16 protein-coding genes are annotated in these 16,757 nt (G+C 34.2%); 13 read left to right on the top strand and 3 right to left on the bottom strand.

The features are described from left to right. Positions 1–165 precede the first annotated feature (165 nt). From WN975_RS18965 to WN975_RS18935, 7 genes are all read left to right on the top strand, one after another. On the top strand, positions 166–1,038 hold the full coding sequence (locus WN975_RS18965) for an AraC family transcriptional regulator (RefSeq protein ID WP_056247889.1): 873 nt from the start codon (positions 166–168) through the stop codon (positions 1,036–1,038). Next, positions 1,038–1,448, top strand: a complete 411-nt coding sequence (locus tag WN975_RS18960) for a hypothetical protein (RefSeq protein ID WP_337967860.1) — start codon at positions 1,038–1,040, stop codon at positions 1,446–1,448. The genes WN975_RS18965 and WN975_RS18960 overlap by 1 nt, the downstream gene beginning before the upstream one ends. Positions 1,449–1,556: 108 nt before the next feature. After that, a complete protein-coding gene (gene hemH, locus WN975_RS18955; protein WP_337967859.1) occupies positions 1,557–2,573 on the top strand; it encodes a ferrochelatase in 1,017 nt (338 codons plus the stop codon). A gap of 87 nt (positions 2,574–2,660) precedes the next feature. After that, positions 2,661–3,200 (top strand): CopD family protein, encoded by a 540-nt coding sequence (locus WN975_RS18950; RefSeq protein ID WP_337967858.1) that lies wholly within the window; start codon positions 2,661–2,663, stop codon positions 3,198–3,200. Between the two features lie 151 nt (positions 3,201–3,351). Further along, entirely contained in the window at positions 3,352–4,767 is a 1,416-nt protein-coding gene (locus tag WN975_RS18945; protein WP_337969005.1) for a HAMP domain-containing sensor histidine kinase, read from the top strand. Between the two features lie 10 nt (positions 4,768–4,777). Further along, complete coding sequence (locus tag WN975_RS18940; RefSeq protein WP_337967857.1) at positions 4,778–5,560, top strand: enoyl-CoA hydratase-related protein; 783 nt, start codon at positions 4,778–4,780, stop codon at positions 5,558–5,560. A gap of 171 nt (positions 5,561–5,731) precedes the next feature. Then, on the top strand, positions 5,732–6,130 hold the full coding sequence (locus tag WN975_RS18935) for a hypothetical protein (RefSeq protein ID WP_337967856.1): 399 nt from the start codon (positions 5,732–5,734) through the stop codon (positions 6,128–6,130). 400 nt (positions 6,131–6,530) lie between these two features. On the opposite strand, the gene WN975_RS18930 is transcribed toward WN975_RS18935, so the two are convergent. The 3 genes from WN975_RS18930 to WN975_RS18920 form a co-directional block, all read right to left on the bottom strand. After that, positions 6,531–7,184 carry a metal-dependent transcriptional regulator gene (locus WN975_RS18930; RefSeq protein WP_337967855.1) on the bottom strand — a complete coding sequence of 218 codons (654 nt, stop codon included), beginning with the start codon at positions 7,182–7,184 and terminating at the stop codon, positions 6,531–6,533. 99 nt (positions 7,185–7,283) lie between these two features. Beyond that, positions 7,284–9,152: an Nramp family divalent metal transporter gene (locus tag WN975_RS18925; protein ID WP_337967854.1), complete on the bottom strand. Its 1,869-nt coding sequence runs from the start codon at positions 9,150–9,152 to the stop codon at positions 7,284–7,286. Between the two features lie 74 nt (positions 9,153–9,226). Continuing rightward, positions 9,227–9,619 carry a transcriptional repressor gene (locus WN975_RS18920; protein ID WP_121328141.1) on the bottom strand — a complete coding sequence of 131 codons (393 nt, stop codon included), beginning with the start codon at positions 9,617–9,619 and terminating at the stop codon, positions 9,227–9,229. 95 nt (positions 9,620–9,714) lie between these two features. Between WN975_RS18920 and WN975_RS18915 the strand changes: the two genes are divergently transcribed. The 6 genes from WN975_RS18915 to WN975_RS18890 all read left to right on the top strand — a co-directional run bounded on the left by WN975_RS18915 (position 9,715) and on the right by WN975_RS18890 (position 16,699). Then, complete coding sequence (locus WN975_RS18915) at positions 9,715–10,068, top strand: MerC family mercury resistance protein (protein WP_337967853.1); 354 nt, start codon at positions 9,715–9,717, stop codon at positions 10,066–10,068. Then, positions 10,065–11,270 (top strand): GTP-binding protein, encoded by a 1,206-nt coding sequence (locus WN975_RS18910; RefSeq protein WP_337967852.1) that lies wholly within the window; start codon positions 10,065–10,067, stop codon positions 11,268–11,270. Before WN975_RS18915 ends, WN975_RS18910 begins: the two co-directional genes overlap by 4 nt. An 11-nt stretch (positions 11,271–11,281) precedes the next feature. Continuing rightward, entirely contained in the window at positions 11,282–12,193 is a 912-nt protein-coding gene (locus WN975_RS18905; protein WP_337967851.1) for an NAD(P)/FAD-dependent oxidoreductase, read from the top strand. Positions 12,194–12,571: 378 nt separating this feature from the next. Then, positions 12,572–14,869 carry a TonB-dependent receptor gene (locus WN975_RS18900; RefSeq protein WP_337967850.1) on the top strand — a complete coding sequence of 766 codons (2,298 nt, stop codon included), beginning with the start codon at positions 12,572–12,574 and terminating at the stop codon, positions 14,867–14,869. 159 nt (positions 14,870–15,028) lie between these two features. Beyond that, on the top strand, positions 15,029–15,493 hold the full coding sequence (locus WN975_RS18895; RefSeq protein ID WP_337967849.1) for a thioredoxin fold domain-containing protein: 465 nt from the start codon (positions 15,029–15,031) through the stop codon (positions 15,491–15,493). A gap of 18 nt (positions 15,494–15,511) precedes the next feature. Then, positions 15,512–16,699: a lycopene cyclase family protein gene (locus tag WN975_RS18890; RefSeq protein WP_337969004.1), complete on the top strand. Its 1,188-nt coding sequence runs from the start codon at positions 15,512–15,514 to the stop codon at positions 16,697–16,699. Positions 16,700–16,757: the final 58 nt, after the last annotated feature.

The following is a 16,757-nucleotide window of genomic DNA, read 5'->3' as shown; positions in this document are numbered from 1 at the left end:
AAGTACTATTTGTGTCGCTACATGTTTTTTTATTTCTAAACGTCTGTTTTTATGCAAAAAGAAGTATTTTTGTAGCAAAATCAAGTTGTTTGAATTGATTTGTTTAGAGTGATTCTAAATAACATTCTCTGATAGCTTTGATTTTTATCTAAAAAAAATATCGCTATGAGTTCTCAGGAAATTATAAAAATTGAAGACGACTTTACGCTAATCCGTTTTCAAAACGATAGTTCTGAACCATTTTTTGGGCAGCACGAAGTAGGTAGTGGTCTGATACAGTTTCACTTCGGGATAAAAGGCAATGCTAAATTTTTATTCAATCAAGGCAGTTATGCTTTAGATTTGAAAGAAGAAAAATCGTTGCTTTTGTATAATCCGCAGAAAGAATTACCGCTTAATTTAGAGTTAGCTCCAAATTCGTGGGTGATCTCTGTAATTGTTTCGATTAAGAAATTTCACGCGTTGTTTTCTGCCGAAGCAGATTATATTACTTTTTTAAGTCCTGATAATAAGGACAAAAAATATTATAATGAAGGAAATATCAGTCCTTCTATGGCTATTGTGCTGAGTCAGCTGTTTCATTACAACCTTCATCCATCCATAAAAAACCTTTATTATAAAGGAAAAGGATATGAATTATTGAGTTTGTATTTTAATAGAACCGAAGATCCAAACGCAGAACAATGTCCGTTTTTGATCGATGAAGATAACGTTCTAAAAATCAGAAAAGCCAAAGAAATTATTATCGCCAATATGGCTGAACCGCCGGGATTGCAAGAATTGGCAGATGAAATTGGTTTGAATTTGAAGAAACTCAAAATGGGTTTCAAACAAATTTACGGCGATACGGTTTATGGTTTTCTATTTGATTACAAAATGGATTTCGCCCGAAAACTATTAGACAGTGGATCTTATAATGTAAACGAAGTTGGGTTGAAGATTGGTTACAGCACCGGAAGTCACTTTATTGCGGCTTTCAAGAAAAAGTTTGCTACAACTCCAAAGAAATATTTGATGTCGATAAATACTAATGTATAATGAAGAAGGGCATTTTGATTGCTTTCATCGCTTTTTGGGGATTTCAAAATATGAACGCTCAAAAAACTTCAAAAATTGATTATAGTCAGTTGGTAAAGCTAGAAGGAATGGAACATTCTGGAGGAATAACATTTTATATAGAAAAGAAAAGTGAAAACTTGATAGCGATTCAGAATGATAATGTCAAATGGAAAGCAGATGTCATTAAAAACTGTGGAAAAAGACAAGCTAAGATTACTTCTGTTTTTATAAGATCAGAGAAATTAAAAGTTTTATTCGGAAAAAATAAAACAGCTTTTGTAGCTATAGAAAATGGAGAAATTGAATGTGTGACGGAAGAAAAAAGCGAAAGAAGCATTCAAGATGATTCAGAAATCAATTTTACAAATCAAGGTATAAATAAAAAATAACATTTATCATATTTCTAAAAAGTAGCAAGTTCTACTTTTGACGAAATTTTTAAAAACAAACAAATGCTTAAAGCCTAAAGCTTAAAGCCTAAAGCAAGAAAAAATATAATGAAAGGCGTATTATTAGTAAACTTAGGATCTCCGGAAAGTCCAACTACAAAAGATGTAAAACCGTATTTAGATGAATTTTTAATGGATAAATACGTGATCGATGTTCCGTATTTATTGAGAGCTTTGTTGGTTCGTGGTATTATTTTAAGAAAAAGACCAGAAGAATCGGCTCACGCTTACGCGAAAATTTGGTGGGACGAAGGTTCTCCATTAGTGGTACTTTCTGAAAGAATGCAGAAAAAAGTTCAGCCTTTAGTAAATGTTCCGGTAGCATTAGCAATGCGCTACGGAAGTATGACAATCGAAAAAGGACTTCAGGAATTACATGATAAAGGAGTTACTGAAGTATTGCTTTTTCCGTTATATCCGCAATACGCAATGGCTTCGACTTTGACTATTTTAGTAAAAGCTGAAGAAATCCGTAAAAAGAAATTCCCTCAAATGACTTTTACCGATGTTCCTGCGTTTTATAACAAGCCGGATTATATCAAGAATTTGGCTGATTCAATTCAGAAACATTTAGTTGGTTTTGATTATGATCACTTATTATTCTCTTACCACGGAATCCCGGAACGTCACATTCGCAAAACCGATGTAACTAAATCACATTGTAAAATTGATGGTTCTTGTTGTAATACACCTTCGCCTGCGCATGATTTCTGCTACCGTCACCAATGTTATGAAACAACCAGACAAGTCGTAAAATTATTAGGACTTCCTGCAGATAAATATAGTCTGACTTTTCAATCGCGTTTAGCGGGTGACAAATGGTTGGAACCTTATACAGATGTTGAAATCGACAAAATGCCAGGAAAAGGAATCAAGAATCTTGCGGTTGTTACGCCTGCCTTTGTTTCTGATTGTTTAGAAACTCTTGAAGAAATCGCAATGCGCGCCAAAGAAGATTTTGAAGCAAATGGAGGAGAAGAATTCTTAGCAATTCCGTGTTTGAATGACGATGACGAATGGTGCGAAACTGTTGGAAATTGGATTAATGATTGGGCTAAGAAGTAGAAAATAGAAGAAAGAGTATAGAACAAAGAGTAAAGAAAAAAGACTTTATACTGGACGCAAGTTGTGACCAAAATCATAATTATATTAATGGAATATTATAACTATCTAAAAGCACTGCATCTTATTTTTGTAATAACCTGGTTTGCTGGTTTATTTTATATTGTAAGATTGTTTGTGTACCAAATTGAAGCCAACGAAAAACCTTCGCCTGAAAAGGAAATTCTACAAGCGCAATACAAAATTATGACGTATCGTTTGTGGTATATTATTACTTGGCCGTCAGCAATTTTGGCGAGTATTTTTGCTTTTTCATTATTATATTTAAATCCGGGTTTGATCTATTTGGATTTTATGCAGGTTAAATTCGGGTTTGTATTTTTATTGTATTTATATCATTTAAAATGCCATCAAATATTTAAACAGCTGCAAAATGATGAGGTAAAATATAGTAACAATTTTATGCGTTTATGGAATGAAGGCGCAACCATTATATTATTTGCTGTAGTATTTATAATTATTGTAAAAAGTGCCATCAACTGGATTTTCGGTGTAATCGGAATCTTTTTATTCTCGATTATCATTATGTTGGGATTCCGTTTTTATAAAAGAATTAGAGAAAAGAAATAGTTGTAAATTGTTAATTATGAATTGTTAATGGTGAATTTAAGACATGAACCAATAATTCATAATTAACAATTTATAATTTATAATTAAGAAAACTATGTTTAACAGCTTCAAAATGTCGATGCTTTCATTGCGTGTTAGGATATTCCTTTCGATGATTGTATTGATTGTTGTAGCATCTTTTTTATTAGCTTCTATTTCGATTATTCAGTTTAAGAATGAAGCCAAAGAATATCATCAGGAACGTCTTGAACGAAAAGAAAATGCTGTAAAAGAACATATCAATTACGTGCTTTCCACAACAACATATCCTCTAAAAACGGCTAACTTAGATTTGATCTTTAAAGATAAAATCCATGAATTAGCTCAGATTCACAAAATCGAAATCAATATTTATAGCCTTGATGGAAAGCTACTAAAATCATCCAAAGAATCCTTTGCGGTTGATAAAGTAGCGCCGCCAGTTCCGGATTATATTCTGAAATTAGTGCGTTCTTCGATCGAAAAGCGTTTTGTAGATATTAAAACTATTGACGGAGTCAAAAACAGATCTTCTTATAGTTTGATAAAAGACGAAAAATTCAAACCACTCGGAATTTTAAATCTTCCCTATTTAGAAGATGATGGTTATTATGACAATGAGTTGAATACTTTCCTGATTCGTCTTAGTCAGGTATATTCTTTTATGTTGGTTGTGGCTTTTGCATTGGCTTATTTTCTTTCGACATATATCACAAAATCACTAAAAACCATTTCTGACAGATTAGAAGAAACCAATCTGGATCAGAAAAACGAAAAAATCGTTTTGGAAGCCAATAGTAAAGAAGTAAACTTCCTGATAAAGGCTTACAACGGAATGGTGGATAAGTTAGAAACCAGTGCTATAAAATTAGCCCAAAGTGAGCGTGAAGAAGCTTGGCGCGAAATGGCAAAACAAGTAGCACACGAAATCAAAAATCCGCTTACGCCGATGAGGTTAACGGTGCAGAGTTTTCAGCGTAAGTTTGATCCAACAGCTCCGGATGTAAAACAGAAATTAAACGATTATTCCGAAACTTTAATTCAGCAAATTGATACGATGACGGCGGTTGCATCGGCATTTTCGAATTTTGCTTCAATGCCGGCACAACAAAATGAAACCTTAAATGTGGTTGAAGTTGTGGAACTTGCTTTAGACATTTTCAACGAAGATTATATTATTTTCGAAAGCGAAGAACAAGAAATCATTTCAAAAATGGATCGTACGCAATTAATACGTGTTATTACAAATTTGGTTAAAAATGCAACGCAGGCAATTCCGGAAAGTCAGTTTCACAAATCTATTTTGGTTACAGTAAAACGTAGGAATAATAACGTGGAAATTGCCGTAAAAGACAACGGAATTGGAATTCAAAAACAAGATATCAGCCGAATCTTCGAGCCAAAATTCACTACTAAAACCAGTGGAATGGGGCTTGGACTCGGAATTATAAAAAACATCATAGAAAATTACAAAGGAACAATTACCTTTGAATCAACTTACGGAAAAGGAACTACGTTTAGAGTTTCTTTGCCTATCACAAACTCATAAAACCAACGTCATGAACTACGAAAATCTTTTAATTTCGATTGAAGAAAAAATTGCAACCGTAACAATTAATCGTCCTACAAAACTAAATGCTTTAAACAAAGCTACGATTAGCGACTTGAGTAAAGCAGTTAAATTATTAAGCAAAAATGATGATGTTCGTGTAATTATAATTACTGGAAGTGGCGAGAAAGCATTTGTGGCTGGAGCCGATATTTCAGAATTTGCCAATTATACAATTGTCGAAGGTGCGCAATTAGCTGCAGAAGGACAAGAGACTTTATTTGATTTTATAGAAAATTTAAAGAAACCTGTAATTGCTGCCGTAAATGGTTTTGCACTTGGCGGAGGATTAGAGTTGGCGATGGCTTGTCATTTTAGAGTAGCATCAGACAATGCCAAAATGGGATTGCCGGAAGTAACTTTAGGATTGATTCCGGGTTATGGAGGAACGCAGCGTTTACCGCAATTAGTAGGTAAAGGCCGTGCAATGGAAATGATTATGACAGCAGCGATGATTTCTGCCGAAGAAGCAAAACAATTTGGTCTTGTAAATCATGTTGTTCCTCAAGCGGAACTTCTTGAATTTGCAAACGGAATCGCTCAAAAAATCATCAAAAATGCTCCTTTTGCTATTGGTAAAGCTATAAAAGCAATTAATGCTAATTATACAGACGGTAAAAACGGTTTTGATACCGAGATAAAATCATTCGGAAAATGCTTCGGAACTCAGGATTTTAAAGAAGGAACAACAGCATTTCTAGAAAAACGTAAAGCTGAATTTACAGGAAAATAATATTCTCTAACCGCAAAGATTTACGCAAAACACACAAAGAAAAATTAAGACAAAGCTTTGCGAACCTATGCGTAAATCTTAGCGAACTTTGCGGTAAAAAAACATCAAGATTCTCAAAGTACTTAAAAAGCTTAGTAACTTAGAGTCTCAGAACCTTAGAACCTTAAAAAAATGTACGAACCAATATTTGCTCTTTTTTGCGAACGCGTTAAAGAAAGCATTCAAGCCGGAACTTTTGCCAAATTAACTCTGGCGAAAACCATGGGTGATACCGAGATTAAAAACATCTATTTCCGTTTGGCGATAAACGAAGATAATACCTATTCCATCGCATTAACAACGCGTTACAAAACCGAAGAAATCGAAAGCCTTCACAGTTTAGATGAAGCTTTATTGGTTTTAGGAACTTATATTAAAAACCCGTTTTTGACCGCGCTTTTGTTCACAACAGATAACGATGTGACTTTTAAAGTAAACAAAAAGAACGCCGGAAGTATTATCGAGCAAGAACCAACTTTCAAGCATGCTTCTCCAGTAATGTTAGAAATGATTGAGAAGGGAATTGTTTAGATTGTAGCTATCAGTTTCTGAATAAGAAAAGTGTCAATTATAAAAGGTAATGTTATTGTTCCAGTAATAATAATTACTGTCGGAATTATATCAATTTTGTGAATTGGTGTTTTTGAAAATTCGGGCTCTCTTAAGAAAATAGGATAATAAATATTCCGAATAATTTTATAAAGAAACAAGAATATCAAGGATGTTTGCGATCCGAAATAGGCTAACTTTTGCAAAGAAGAATTTTTGTCATAAAGGAAGAATGCTCCTCCTATAAATAAAACTAATGCAAAAGAAAAGAACTTTAGAAAAATATCAGGCTTATGTAATTGATCTTGTTTGACGATAATAAAAACCAGTGGAATTTGAAAAATCATATAAAGTAGTAAATCGAAATCCATAGTCAAATATATTACACAAGCTTCACAAACAAATTCGAAGCAATCTTATTCGAAATAGATAATTCACGCCCATCAACTTTAATTTTGACAGATAAATCAAAGCTTTCTCTAGACAAAAACTCGATATTAGAACCCAAAGCAATCTCTTGTTTGTCCAGATATTTCAGGAATTCTGAGGAAGTATCTTTTACACCAACACAAACACCAATCTGATTTTCGATTAATTCAGAAAGTAAGTGTTTTTCAATCTTAACAATTCTTCCGTTAGCATCCGGAATTGGATCGCCATGCGGATCTTCGGTAGGATTTCCAAGAAAATCATCCAAACGATTAATTAATTGTTCAGATTTGATGTGTTCTAACTGTTCAGCGATATCGTGAACTTCATCCCAAGAGAAATTTAATTTTTCGACAAGAAAAACTTCCCATAAACGATGTTTTCTAACAATCATTTTGGCAGCCAGTTTACCATTTTCCGTCAAAGAAACTCCTTGGTATTTTTTATAATTCACCAAATCTTTCTCTGACAGCTTTTTAAGCATATCCGTAACAGATGAAGCTTTTGTTTCCATCATTTCGGCAATAGCATTCGTACTTACTTCAGCATCGTTTGAAGCCGTTAGGTGATATATAGATTTAAGATAGTTTTCTTCTGAGAAAGTCATTTTTTTTGAGGTTCTAAGGTTCTGAGTTGCTAAGGTTCTAAGCTAAAAGTCTCGAAGGAAAAACCTCAGTAACTTAGCAACTCAGAACCTTAGTCCCTTTTATTTAACAATCAACAAAGGTATTGAAATTTTATGTCTCAATTTATCTACAGTTGTACCAAACAAAATATCTTTTAAACCAGTGTGACCGTGAGTTCCCATTACTAAAATATCAAAGTTTCCAAGGTTGATAATCTTCGGAATCACGGTGTTGGGTTTTCCAAATCCAAGTTCGGTTTCGATATTGAAGCCTTTTTGCGAAAGCATCTCTTTATATTCTAATAATAATTTTTCGTCGATCGTCGTTTCATGATCGTCAACATGTTGTCCATACATTAATGCACCAACAGTTTCTACGATATGAATTAAGGTATATTGTGCGTCGATTCCGCCCAGTTCAAAGGCATTGTTAAGTGCAGCTTCATCGGCTTTAGAAAAGTCTACAGAAATCGCGATGTTTTTCTTGTTGTAACTTTCTTTGGGAGTGTATTGCAGTTTGAGATGATGCGGTGAATGGTTCTCTATATTCGATTTTGCTTTTGCGATAAAAGGCTTAGCAATGATGTACAACAACAAAGCAAGAAAACCAAAAGCAAGCGGAACTACGGTAAACCAAAGAATAGTTGGATTACTTGAGTTTTCTAACCAAGAAGAGATTTCGTCATAAACCAATTTCGCATTTAGAGAAACGATGATCGAAGCAATTATCCAGGCTGCGATTTGTGTAGTTCGTGAAATATGAAAACCTTTCATTTTGGTTTTATCGCTCACAAAATGAATCAACGGAATAATCGCAAAACCTAATTGTAAACTTAAAATTACCTGACTTAAAATCAAGAGCTTTCCAGTAACACTTTCACCATAAATTAAGATCACAATAACGGCTGGAACAATTGCAATTAATCGTGTTATAATACGACGAACCCAAGGCTGAATTCTTAAATTCAAATAACCTTCCATTACGATTTGTCCGGCTAAAGTTCCGGTTACAGTTGAGCTTTGTCCAGCGGCAATCAAAGCAACGGCAAATAAAACCGGCGCCCATTTGGTTCCCAATAAAGGTTCAAGAAATTTATGCGCATCCTGAATTTCGGCGACTTCAAACATTCCGTTTTTATAAAATGTGGCTGCAGCCAAAATCAAAATAGCAGCGTTGACAAAGAATGCCAGATTCAAAGCAATTGTCGAATCTATAAAGTTATATTTCAGTGCTTGTTTGATTCCAGCGGGAGTTCTGTCGAATTTACGAGTTTGTACTAAAGAAGAATGTAGGTACAAATTGTGAGGCATTACGGTCGCACCAATAATTCCGATTGCGATGTATAAAGCCGCTGAACTTGGGATTGAAGGCACCAAACCATAAATAACTTTGTCCAATTCAGGTTCGGCAAATATCATTTCGAAAATAAAAGAAAACCCAATAATAGCGACCAATACTATAATAAAAGCTTCCATTTTTCGTATACCTTTATTGATCAGGAAGAGTAGAAGGAAAGTGTCTAAAACGGTAATCAAAACACCTTCAATAAGCGGAATATCAAAAAGTAGATTGATCCCGATTGCCATTCCCAAAACTTCGGCCAAGTCGCAAGCCGCAATGGCAATTTCGGCAAGGAAGTATAAAATATAGTTTATAAATTTCGAATACGTTTCTCTCGATGCCTGCGCTAAATCGCGTTGCGTCACAATTCCAAGTCTTGCGCTCAAACTTTGAAGTAACAAAGCCATTAAGTTGCTCATTAGCAAAACCCAAAGCAAAGAATACCCAAACTGACTACCTCCGGCAATGTCCGTCGCCCAGTTTCCGGGATCCATATAACCTACGCTTACTAAATATGCCGGGCCTAAAAAGGCTAATATTTTTCTAAATCCTGTTTTTTTGTGCTGTGTTGCAACCGATTGATGAACTTCTTCTAAAGATTTGGTCATTGTAGAAATGTTGTTTTAACAAATGTATATAAAAATTACATTCGCTCAACAATATTTTTAGGCTTGTCTAAAACTTAAATGTTAGAATTGAAACATTTTGGGCATATTCCTGATAACGTAAAGTTTATATCATTGACCTTATAATTGTGCGGTAAGATATAACTCGGCTTCACATTTTCTAAGCAAGTTACCTCTTGACATTTTTCACAGCTGAAATGAGCGTGGTTATGTATGTGCACACGTTGCGCATTATGATGGCATTTTGCATACTTTACCGTTCCGTCAAGATTGACAATTTTATGCACAATATCGTCATTTACTAAGCGATCCAGAATTCTATAAGTAGTGACGCGATCGCATAAATCATTCAGTTCTTTTTGAATTTCTGTGTGAGACAGTGCGGTTTTAGATTTCCCAAAAATCTCCAAAACGGCTGTCTTTGCTGCGGTATTACGTGTTGTTTTCATTTTTATTAGAATTTAAAAATATTAACGCAACAATGTTGCAATTGATTTTTATATGTATATTTGCAACAAAATTGCATTAAGCAAATATACAGAAAATGAAGAAAACCAGCACATCTCTTTACGATATTTTAGGAATCTCGAGCGCGACCGTTTGTTTAGTTCATTGTTTGATTTTTCCGCTTTTGACAATTCTGCCTTTTGGCTTAAGTCACAATCCTTTTATCGATTTGGTTTTTGCGACGATTGGACTTTTTGCCATTTTAAAAATTATAACCAAATCAGATCTTTTGGTATCGAGCATTCTTGTCATTTCAATGTCTTTGATTTGGATTAGTGTTTTGACTGATCTTTTTCTGGACATTCATCTTGATCTAATATTTATTGGCGGAATCGGAATGATCATTGGACATTTTTTGAATTATAGAAATCATAAATCTTCACAACAATGAAAAAATTACCTGTAACTGTATTAAGCGGATTTCTTGGTGCTGGCAAAACAACGCTGCTCAATCATATTTTGCACAACAAAGAAGGATTAAAAGTCGCTGTAATAGTCAATGACATGAGCGAGGTAAATATCGACGCGCAACTCGTAAAAAACGAATACACTTTATCCCGAACCGAAGAAAAATTAGTTGAAATGACGAATGGCTGTATTTGCTGTACGTTGCGCGAAGATTTAATGTTTGAAGTCGAGAAACTCGCAAAGGAAAATAGGTTTGATTATTTGCTTATCGAAAGTTCCGGAATCAGCGAACCCATTCCGGTAGCGCAGACTTTCTCGTTTATGAATGAAGACGGAAACATTGATTTGTCCCGATTTAGTTATGTCGATACGATGGTTACCGTTGTCGATAGTTATAATTTTTTTAAAGATTTTGGCTCAGCCAAAACATTACAGGAGCAAAACTTATCGGATATTGAAAATGACAATCGAACTATAGTCAATCTTTTGGTCGATCAGGTAGAGTTTGCGAATGTTATTATTTTGAATAAAACAGATTTAATCAGCGCAGAATCATTGCAAATGTTGAAAGCTTCTATTCAAAAACTGAATCCTGTTGCAAGAATAGTTACTTCGGTTTTAGGAAAAGTGAATCCAAACGAAATTATAAATACGGGTTTGTTTAATTATGAAGAAGCCGAAAATTCCGCAGGTTGGATTAGAGAATTAGAAGGCATTCATACGCCTGAAACAGAAGAATACGGAATAAATTCTTTTGTATTTCGTGATCCAAGACCATTTCATCCCAATAGATTATGGAATTTTATTTCTTCAGATTTTCCGGCGAACATCATTAGAAGCAAAGGATTATTGTGGATGGCATCACGACCGGAACAAGCCATTAATTGGAGTCAGGCTGGCGGATCGATGAAAGCTGAAGGAGCGGGAGTTTGGTGGGCAAGTATGCCATTAAGTGAACGAATGACGTTTAACAGTTTTGTCGAGTTTCAGGATGTTATAGAAGAACGATGGACTTCTAATTTTGGTGACAGACTTAATGAAATCGTGTTTATAGGTCAGAAAATAAACGAAACGGAAATCCTTGAAGCACTTAAGAAATGCCTTTGTACCGAAGATGAAATTGTAGATTATCATGACGGTTTCTTCCCAAACAAAGATCCATTTCCTATTCCAAAAACCTATTAAAAGATAAAATTATGATAGAAAATAATACATACGATGTTATAATCGTGGGCGGAAGTTATAGTGGACTTTCGGCAGCAATGAGTTTAGGTCGTTCTCTGCGACAAGTTTTAGTTATTGACAGTGGTTTGCCTTGTAATCGACAAACGCCACATTCGCATAACTTCATCACACACGACGGAGAAAAACCCGCTGTCATTTCGGCGAAAGCCAAATTGCAAGTTGACTTATATAATACAGTTCAGTTTTATAATGGTTTAGCCGTAAGCGCCGTTAAAACCGAAAATGGATTTGAAATTAAAACGGAATCGGGAAAATCCTTTACTTCTCGAAAACTATTGTTCGCAACCGGAGTAAAAGATTTACTTCCCGAAATTCCAGGTTTTGCTGAATGTTGGGGAATTTCAGTTTTGCATTGTCCGTATTGTCATGGTTATGAAGTTAAAACAGAGAAAACTGCAATTATTGCGAATGGCGAAATGGGATTTGAATTTGCCAAACTGATTTCTAATTGGACAAAAGATCTCAGCGTATTAACCAACGGAAAATCAACTTTATCTCCAGAAGAAACATTGATTTTGCAACAACATAATATTGATATTATCGAAGATGAAATTGATTCTTTTGAGCACGAAAACGGAAATATTAAGAATGTTGTCTTCAAAAATCAATCAAAAATTACAGTAAAAGCCATTTATGCAAGACCTCCTTTTGAACAGCATTGTCATTTAGCGGAAGGTTTAGGTTGCGAATTGACTGAACAAGGTTTGTTAAAAGTCGATGCGATGCAAAAAACAAATATTGCCGGAATCTATGCGAGCGGAGATTGTACAACTCAAATGCGATCTGTGGCAATTGCGGTTTCTACAGGATCTTTTGCCGGAGCGGTAATTAATAAAGAACTAATTGATGAGTCATTTATTTAGCTTTTTTACATGGGAGATTATAAACAGTTATGGTAAATCAAAGCTTGAAATGTGCCTTTAGGTACTAAATGTCGGTAGAAATATGAATTGGAATAAATTTATGCGTGCCGTAGGTACGCAACAGCAATCGTTTTGTGGCGTACCTACGGCACGCTAACGAACTTCAAACTAATAACTACCAATATTTACTACCTAACGGTACAAAACAAAAAGGCTTTAGCCAAACTTATAAGATTTGCTAAAGCCTTTTTCGTTTTATTTCAATTTGCTTAAAAGAAATATAACATATTGAAGTGAATTGAGTTATAAATTTATAAATCTAAAATCATTATTTGTCAAATTTAATTTTTAGATTTGTCTAAATTTAATTTTATAACAATGAAAAAACTATTTTTGATATTGCTTTTGTTTTGTTTACAATTTTTATCCGCGCAGGAAACCACTTCTGTATCTGGTTTTATATCTGGTGAAGGGCAGAAATTGCAACTTGTAAACGTTCATTTAATTGGAACAAAACACAAAACGGTTACGGATAGTTTAGGATATTATAAATTGGAAAATGTTGCTGTTGGAAATTATACGATTCAGATTTCTCAAATGGGTTTTCAGACTTTAAAAAAGAAAATTGAAGTTGTGAAAGATTCGGTTTTATCATATGATTTTGAATTAACTGATAATGAAAATCAGCTTAACGAAGTTGTAGTTTCAGGAACTTTAAAACCTGTAAAAAGATTAGAAAGTGCTGTTCCGGTTGAGGTTTATTCGCCGGTTTTCTTCAAGAAAAATCCAACTCCAAGTATTTACGAAGCGCTTCAAAATATTAATGGTGTTCGTCCTCAACTTAATTGCGGGGTTTGCAATACGGGAGATATTCACATTAATGGTTTGGAAGGTCCGTATACTTTGGTTTTAATAGACGGAATGCCAATTGTGAGCAGTCTTTCGACGGTTTATGGTTTATCAGGAATCCCGAATTCTTTGGTTGAGCGAATTGAAATCGTAAAAGGTCCGGCGTCTTCTTTATACGGAAGTGAAGCTGTTGGCGGATTGATTAATATTATTACTAAGAATCCAACGAATGCTCCATTATTTTCTGCCGATATTTTTTCGACAACTTATCTGGAAACGAATGTTGATTTAGGAATGAAATTCAATCCAACCAAAAAATCGACAACACTTTTAGGAATCAATTACTTTGATTACAATCAGGTTATTGATAAAGACAAAGACAATTTTACGGATGTTACGCTTTCTCAGCGAATTTCGGTTTTTAATAAATGGAGTTTTTTGCGAAATGATAATCGTCTTTTTACGATCGCTGCCCGCGGAATGTATGAAGATCGCTGGGGCGGAGATGTGCGTTGGGAGAAAAAATATCGTGGCGGAGATGAAATTTATGGTGAAAGTATTTATACAAAAAGAGGAGAATTGATTGGAAGTTATCAATTGCCTTTCGAAGAAAAACTGATGCTTTCGTTCTCAGGAAATGTGCATTATCAGGATAGTCGTTACGGAACAACATCGTTTATTGCAAATCAGAAGATTGGTTTTTTACAATTGACTTGGGATAAGAAAATAGGTCGAAATGATTTCCTTGCGGGAATAGCCAATCGTTATTCGTATTATGACGATAATACGACTGCTACAAAGGAAGCGGAGAGTACCTGGTTGCCAGGAATTTTTGTGCAGGACGAAATTACACTTTCACCTAAAAGTCAGGTTTTATTAGGAATGCGATACGATTATAACTCTATTCATGGTTCGATTTATACGCCAAGAGTTGCATATCGATGGAAGAAAAACGAAAATACTATTTTTAGATTCAACGCAGGAACTGGATTTCGCGTTGTGAATTTATTTACCGAAGATCACGCAGCCTTAACAGGTTCGAGAGATGTTGTATTGAAAAGCGATCTGAAACCTGAACAATCGATTAATGCGAATCTTAATTATATTCAGAAAATAAACTTTGGAAACGGAACTTTTATCGGAATTGAAACCACGGCTTTTTATACGCGATTCAGCAATAAAATCATTTCAGATTATGCAACGGATCCCAATAAAATCATCTACGATAACATAAACGGATATGCAATAAGTCAGGGAATCAGCACGAATATTGATGTAAATTTCCCAACAGGATTAAAAATGATTTTGGGCGCGACAGTTTTGGATAATAAAAATGTCGAAAACGGAGTTTCGGAAAGACCTTTTTTAACGGAGAATTTCACTGCAACTTGGAGCGTTTCGTATAAATTAGATTCCTTAAATTTATTATTAGATTATACTGGAAATGTTTACAGCCCGATGAACTTGCCTTTGTTGAGCGAATACGATCCAAGAAGTCCGAAATCGCCTTGGTATAGTATTCAGAATATTCAGTTTACATATTATGGATGGAAGAATTTTGAGCTTTATGGCGGAATCAAAAACCTTTTGAATTTCACACCAAAACAGAATAACCCATTTTTGATTTCAAGAACAAATGATCCTTTTGATAAAAATGTACAAACTTCAGACGGAACTGCTGTGGGTATTCATGGAAAAGTAGTTCCACAAGGTCAAATCGTAGACACAGTGGATAATCCTTATGGTTTAACTTTTGACACGACTTATGTTTACGGACAAAATCAAACGATTCGCGGATTTTTTGGATTGAGATATACTTTGAGATAAAAGTTAATGATCCACGGATTGTGCGGATTAAACGGGTTTACACAGATTTGTTTTTTGTATGCTGGACTTATTTTTTGCAACAGATTTAAAAATCTAAAATGTTATAAAAATCAGCGAAAACCCTTTTAATCCGCACAATCTGCGGGCAATAAAAAACAAATGAAAAAGCTAATACTATTTATAATCTTCTTCGGTATAACTTCAACAGGATTCTGTCAATTAAAAAGCAGAAGTTTTGAGGAAGTAGATAGTTTGCAGCAAATTCAAAAGCGAAAAATAATCGTTTTCATCCATACAGATTGGTGTCAGTTTTGCCAAAGAATGAAAAGTACCACTTTTAAAAATCAGGAAATTATTGGTAAACTGAATTCCGAGTTTTATTTCATTGATTTAAATGCCGAAGAAAAGCGAGATATTCTGTTCAATAATCAGGTTTTTAAATATCAACCTTCGGGGAATAATGTTGGCGTTCATGAACTGGCTTTGCAATTAGGAACGATGAATAATCATATTGTTTATCCGGTTTTATGTGTTTTGAATGAGAAAAAAGAAATTATTCTGCAGTACAACAACTATTTAAGTCCGAAGGATTTTAAAATTCTTTTAGAAAAATTGAAAGAATAAAATTTCTTATTTTTGAAGATGACTTCCTCGCAAATAAAACATTTCAACTACATTTTTACCGGATCAGGTTTATCTGCTTTGATGACTGTTTATAAAATGGCATTGTCCGGAAAATTTTCAGACAAATCTATTTTGCTTTTAGATCAGGATTTAAAAAAAACAAATGACAGAACTTGGTGTTTTTGGGCAAAAGAAGAAACAATTTGGGATTCTATTATTTTCAAAAAGTGGGATTCGGCTTTATTTGCCGATGAAAACTTTAAACGTGATTTGGCGTTAAAGCCTTATCAATACAATCAAATTCGGGGTTTAGATTTTTATAATTTTGTTTTTGAAGCGCTTTTGAAACATTCAAATATTACTTTTCTAAATGAAAAAGTAACGGACATTAACGAACTCGAAACGCATGTTTTTGTTGGCACAGAAGAAAACAGATATACTTGTGATTCGTTATTCAATAGTATTTATACAAAGGCTTTCGCCGAAAATCAAACGAAATATCCGGTTTTGCAACAGCATTTTATAGGTTGGTTTGTAAAAAGCGAATCTGAAATCTTCAATCCGGAACAAGCTACTTTCATGGATTTTTCGGTTGAACAAAAAGGGAATACAAGATTTATGTATGTTTTGCCTGTTTCGAAAACCGAAGCTTTGGTTGAATATACTTTGTTTTCTGAAAAATTACTTCCAAAAGAAGAATACGAAAATGAGATTCAGCTTTATTTGAAGAAACTCGGAACAAAGAATTTTGAAATTATCGAAAAGGAGCAGGGAAGTATTCCAATGACATCTTATCCTTTTTGGAAAAAAAACACAAAACGAGTTTTAAATATTGGAACTGCCGGCGGATGGACAAAAGCAAGTACGGGTTTTACGTTTAGAAATTCGGATAAAAAATCATCTGAATTGGTCGAGTTTCTTTGCGCTCCTTCGACTCCGCTCAGGATGACATCAGAATCAATTAAAATGTCATCTTTCCATAAAAAAAGCCGATTTTGGTTTTATGATTTATTGCTTTTGGATATTCTGTATCGCCATAATGAATTGGGAAGTGCTATTTTTTCTTCTTTATTTAGAAAAGGAAATCCGGCTTTGATTTTTAAGTTTCTGGATGAAGAAACTACTTTAGCACAGGATTTTCAGGTGATTTTAAAATGCCCAAAATTTCCGTTTATAAAGGCGCTACTTCGTGTTATCTTTAAATAAAAAATTTCTTTTCACTTAGATTTTACAGATTTAAGCAGATTTGTTTTATAGTAACTTA

The organism is uncultured Flavobacterium sp. (assembly GCF_951805225.1).
Classification (GTDB): domain Bacteria; phylum Bacteroidota; class Bacteroidia; order Flavobacteriales; family Flavobacteriaceae; genus Flavobacterium.
This window is presented reverse-complemented; position numbering and strand designations above follow the sequence as displayed.